This is a genomic window from Lysobacter enzymogenes (assembly GCF_017168095.1).
Lineage (GTDB): Bacteria > Pseudomonadota > Gammaproteobacteria > Xanthomonadales > Xanthomonadaceae > Lysobacter > Lysobacter enzymogenes_D.
On the sequence record NZ_LXSD01000200.1, the window covers coordinates 1 to 4,751 of the forward strand.

A 4,751-nucleotide genomic window follows, 5' to 3' on the forward strand; every position below is an offset into this window, starting at 1 on the left:
GCGACACTACACATGCGACGCAAGCGCGATGTCGCGGTCGCGGCTCGCGCCGCTCCTACAGGGAGATCGCGAAGTAGCGTCGTTTTTCGAGATTCGAGTGAGCCCTTCCCACCGTCATTCCCGCGAAGGCGGGAATCCAGAGACTTCAGAGTCCTGTCTCGGTGAAGCCCTGGATTCCCGCCTTCGCGGGAATGACAGTAGGAGGCAGACGCGGAGCCCGGTAAGTACGCGAGCCCCGCAAATGCGCGAGTCCCAAAAAGCAAGAACCCCACAAACACAAGAGCCGCCCGAAGGCGGCCCTTGTCGTTCCCTGCGCGCCGCGCCGCGGCGCACTCAGCAACACCCGATCCGCCCGCCGCCGTAGCGCGCTTCCTGGCGCTGGCGGAAGAACGTCGCGTAATCCGGAATCGGCCGCTCCGGATGCTTCTCCATCAGATGACGCACGTAGTTGTCGTAGTCCGGCACCCCGCAGCACAGCCGCGCGGTCTGCACGATGCGCCGCCAGGCGCGCTTGAACGATTGGTATTGGCCGACCGGAACCAGCGCGGTACCCATCACACGCCCTCCATTTCGTGCGGCTTGAGCGCCACGTACGGCGACTCGCGGTCGCTGCGCTGCGGGTTGGCGCGGGCCTTCACGATCGCGCCGAGCGAGTACGCCAGCACGCTGAACACCACGAACAGGAACAAGGCGGTCAAACCGGTGTTGACGTAGCTGTTGATCATGATCTGGTGCATCTGCTCGATGCTCTTGGCCGGTGCGGTGACCTCGCCGCGGGCGATGGCGTCGCTGTACTTGCGGGCCTGGGCGAGGAAGCCCACCGCCGGATTGGAGTCGAAGATCTTGATCAGGCCGGCGAAGGTGGTGCAGATCAGCAGCCACACCGTCGGCACGATGGTCACCCAGGCGTAGCGGTCGCGCTTCATCTTGAACAAGGCCACCGTGCACAGCATCAGCGCGATACCGGCGAGCATCTGGTTGGCGATGCCGAACAGCGGCCACAAGGTGTTGATGCCGCCGAGCGGATCGACCACGCCCTGGTAGAGGAAATAACCCCACATCGCGACACAGCCGCCGGTGGCGATCAGGTTCGGGCCCCAGGCCTCGGTGCGGCGCAGCGCCGGCACGAAGCTGCCGAGCAGGTCCTGCAGCATGAAGCGCCCGGCGCGGGTGCCGGCGTCGACCGCGGTGAGGATGAAGAGGGCTTCGAACAGGATCGCGAAGTGGTACCAGAACGCCATCGTGTTCTCGCCCGGCAGCACGTTGTGCAGGATCTGGGCGATGCCGACCGCGAGCGTCGGCGCGCCGCCGGCGCGGGCGAGGATGGTGTGTTCGCCGATGTCCTTGGCCGTGGTCTCCAGCACCTCCGGCGTCACCGCGAAGCCCCAGCCTCTGATGGTCTGCGCGACCGCGTGCACGTCGCTGCCGACCAGCGCGGCCGGGCTGTTCATGGCGAAGTACACGCCCGGGTCGATCACCGAGGCGGCGACCAGCGCCATGATCGCGACGAAGGATTCCATCAGCATGCCGCCGTAGCCGATGTAGCGCATGTGCGACTCGTTGGCCAGCAGCTTGGGCGTGGTGCCCGAGGAGATCAGCGCGTGGAAGCCCGACACCGCGCCGCAGGCGATGGTGATGAACAGGAACGGGAACAGCCCGCCCTTCCACACCGGGCCGTTGCCGTCGGTGAACTGGGTCAGCGCCGGCATGCGCAGGTCGGGCATGACGATCAGGATGCCGATGGCGAGGCCGACGATGGTGCCGATCTTCAGGAACGTCGACAGGTAGTCGCGCGGCGCCAGCACCAGCCACACCGGCAGCACCGCGGCGACGAAGCCGTAGCCGATCAGCATCCAGGTGATCTGGGTGGCGGTGAAGGTGAAGGCCGGGCCCAGCACCGGATCGGCGGCGACCTTGCCGCCGTACCAGATCGCCAGCAACAGCAGCACCAGGCCGACGACGGAGATCTCGCCGATCTTGCCGGGCCGGATGTAGCGCATGTACACGCCCATCAGCACCGCGATCGGCAAGGTCGCGATCACCGTGAACATGCCCCACGGGCTTTCCGCGAGCGCCTTGACCACGATCATCGCCAGCACCGCGAGGATGATGATCATGATCAGGAACGCGCCGAACAGGGCGATGGTGCCGGGGATGCGGCCCATCTCCTCGCGCACCAGATCGCCGAGCGAGCGGCCGTTGCGGCGGCTGGACACGAACAGGACCATGAAGTCCTGGACCGCGCCGGCCACGACCACGCCGACGATCAGCCACAGCAGTCCGGGCAGGTAGCCCATCTGCGCGGCCAGCACCGGGCCGACCAGCGGGCCGGCGCCGGCGATCGCGGCGAAGTGATGGCCGAACAGGACGTGCTTGTTGGTCGGGACGTAATCCAGGCCGTCGTTGTGGATGACCGCGGGCGTGGCCCGGGTCGGGTCGAGCTGCATCACCTTGTCGGCGATGAACAGCGAGTAGTAGCGATAGGCGACGAGATAGATCGACACCGCGGCGGTGACGATCCACAAGGCGTTGATGTGTTCGCCGCGCCGCAGCGCGACCACCCCGAGGCAGAACGCCCCGAGCACGGCCAGGGCCGCCCAGCCCAATTTACCCAGCCCATTTTTCATGACGACCCTCCCGGACAAGACCCCGGAAGCGTCGCCCCCCGGGCCGGGGCGGGTCAATGCGCAGCGCGGCAAAGGCGCGCGAAACCGGCTGATACTTTGGTCTTAGGCGCCCGATGCGGGCCGTTCGCGGTGCGATCCCGGGCGGTTGGGTAGGGTGGGCCGCCCCCGCGTTTGCTGGAAGTCCGACTGTAGGAGCTGCGCAAGCTGCGACCGCGAGACGGCGCTTACGACGTAGCTGTGAAGTCGCGGTCGCGGCTCGCGCCGCTCCTGCAGGGGCTTCGGGCCCGCACGCTGCGTCTGCTGGAAGTCCGACTGTAGGAGCTGCGCAAGCTGCGACCGCGAAATCGCGCTTACGGCGCAGCCGCGAGGTCGCGGTCGCGGCTCGCGCCGCTCCTACAGGGGTTTCGGGCCCGCACGCTGCGTTTGCTGGAAGTCAGACTGTAGGAGCTGCGCAAGCTGCGACCGCGAAACCGCGCTTGCGACGTAGCTGTGAAGTCGCGGTCGCGGCTCGCGCCGCTCCTACAGGGGCTTCGGGCCCGCACGCTGCGCTTGCTGGAAGTCCGGCTGTAGGAGCTGCGCAAGCTGCGACCGCGAAACAGCGTTTGCGACGTAGCTGTGAAGTCGCGGTCGCGACTCGCGTCGCTCCTACAGGGGCCGGGGCTGCGACGCGGTCTACGGAACCGCTTTACAACCACTTCGCCCGCTTGAACCCGATGTACAACACCAGGCAGGTCACCACGACCACGCTGATCAGGATGGCGTAGCTGAACTGCCCGGCCAGCTCCGGCATGTGGGTGAAGTTCATGCCGTACCAGCTCGCGATCAACGTCGGCGCCGCCAGCAGCGCGGCCCAGGCGCCCAGGCGCTTGACGATCTCGCCCTGCCGCACCGTCACCAGCGACAGGTTCACGCTCACCGCCGCGGTCAGCATCTCGCGCAGGGTGTCGGTGGTTTCGTTGATGCGCACGGCGTGGTCGAGCACGTCGCGGAAGTACAGCTGGATTTCTTCGTCGATCAACCCGCCGCGCGAGCGCGCGAGCTGGCCGAGGATGTCCTGCAGCGGCGACACCGCCATGCGCAGCCGGGTCAGTTCGCGCTTGAGGTCGTACAGCTCGCGCACCGTCTCGTTGCGGAAGTCCTCGGCGAAGATGTCCTTCTCCAGCTCGTTGAGCTCCTGGGTGAAGCCCTCGACGATCGGCATGAAGTTGTCGACCACGCTGTCGAGCACCGCGTACAGCGCCGCGCCGGGGCCGTGTTCGAGCAGGTCCGGTTCGCGCTCCATGCGCATGCGCGCGGACTTGTAGCTGATCGAGGCGCCGTGGCGCACGGTCACCAGATAGCGCGGGCCGACGAACAGGTGGGTCTCGCCGAAGCGGATCCGGTTGTCGATCTTCTGCGCGGTGTGGATGGCGATGAACAGCGAGTTGCCGTAGGCCTCGATCTTCGGCCGCTGGTGCGCGTTGTGCGCGTCCTCGACGGCCAGGTCGTGCAGGCAGAACTCCTCCTGCAGCTTGTCCAGGATGGTTTCGTCCGGCTCGTACAGGCCGACCCAGACGAAGCTGCCGTCGTCGACGGCGAGCACGTCGCTGATCTGGTCCAGGGTGATGTCGCGGCGGCCGCCGTCGCGGTCGTAGGCGGCGCAGTTGATGACGCACTGGGGCAGGGTGGGATCGCTCATGCGCGCATCCTGCCCCCGCGCCCGCGCAGGGGCAAGCGTCTAGCCTTGGCGGTTTGCGGCGCTCGCGCGCAAGCCCGCCCACAGGCCCAGGTGGACCGGCAGCCACAGCGCGATCCAGTGCGCGTTGCGCTGCGGGTAGACCGGCAGCCAGTACGCGAACAGCGAGGCGGCCGCGGCCAGCAGCACGGCCAGGCTCAGCCAGCCGAACAGCGGGCCGGGATCGCGCCCGCGCAGCGCGCGCACGCCGCCGTGGAGCAGCAGCAGGCACAGCGGATCGAACAGCAGCAGGTTGCGGTTGGCGTAGAGATAGGTGTGGCCGGTGCCGAGCCAGCCGTACAGCAGCAGCGCGCCGATCAGGCCGAGCGCGGTCCACAGCGGCAGCGCGACGGCCGCCAGCGCGCGCCGGCTGCGCCGGCCGAGCCAGGCCAGGGCCGCGCCGAGGGCCA

Annotated in this window: 3 protein-coding genes and 1 pseudogene; all 4 read right to left on the reverse strand. The window is 67.9% G+C overall.

The features are described from left to right. Positions 1 to 333: 333 nt before the first annotated feature. A complete protein-coding gene (locus A7A76_RS05220) occupies positions 334 to 555 on the reverse strand; it encodes a YbdD/YjiX family protein (protein ID WP_074872322.1) in 222 nt (73 codons plus the stop codon). Next, positions 555 to 2,627, reverse strand: a complete 2,073-nt coding sequence (locus tag A7A76_RS05225) for a carbon starvation CstA family protein (protein WP_206410202.1) — start codon at positions 2,625 to 2,627, stop codon at positions 555 to 557. The genes A7A76_RS05220 and A7A76_RS05225 overlap by 1 nt, the downstream gene beginning before the upstream one ends. Before the next feature lie 685 nt (positions 2,628 to 3,312). Then, on the reverse strand, positions 3,313 to 4,305 hold the full coding sequence (corA, locus tag A7A76_RS05230; protein ID WP_206410203.1) for a magnesium/cobalt transporter CorA: 993 nt from the start codon (positions 4,303 to 4,305) through the stop codon (positions 3,313 to 3,315). Between the two features lie 39 nt (positions 4,306 to 4,344). Next, positions 4,345 to 4,751, reverse strand: a pseudogene (locus A7A76_RS05235) (DUF4105 domain-containing protein); the annotation flags it as partial.

Bases quoted from the DNA above. Each gene is read 5' to 3' on its own strand.
- A7A76_RS05220 (WP_074872322.1), bottom strand. From the start codon at position 555: ATGGGTACCGCGCTGGTTCCGGTCGGCCAATACCAATCGTTCAAGCGC.
- A7A76_RS05225 (WP_206410202.1), bottom strand. From the start codon at position 2,627: ATGAAAAATGGGCTGGGTAAATTGGGCTGGGCGGCCCTGGCCGTGCTC.
- corA (WP_206410203.1), bottom strand. From the start codon at position 4,305: ATGAGCGATCCCACCCTGCCCCAGTGCGTCATCAACTGCGCCGCCTAC.